We start from the raw sequence: 202 nt of genomic DNA, 5'->3' as shown, positions 1-202 counted from the left end.
GTACTCGGGGTCGGTGATCTGCTCGACGGTGCCCCAGCCGCTGGTGGGGCGCTGCTGGAACAGGCCTTGGGAGTCGTGGTCGTTGCGGTCGCCGAGGTGGCCGAGGTTCTCGAGCTTCGATTCCTGTAGTGCGGTGCCGATGGAGATCACCGCGGCCCGCTCGTCGAGGCCGGCTTTCTTCGTGGCGGCGATGATGGCCTTG

Annotated in this window: 1 pseudogene; it reads right to left on the bottom strand. The window is 67.3% G+C overall.

Features of this window, described 5'->3' with window-relative positions:
- Positions 1-202 (bottom strand): annotated as a pseudogene (locus SNR22_RS29310) (hypothetical protein); the annotation flags it as partial.

Source organism: Micromonospora sp. RTGN7 (assembly GCF_033804645.1).
In the GTDB taxonomy this organism is placed as follows: Bacteria; Actinomycetota; Actinomycetes; order Mycobacteriales; family Micromonosporaceae; genus Micromonospora.
This window is presented reverse-complemented; position numbering and strand designations above follow the sequence as displayed.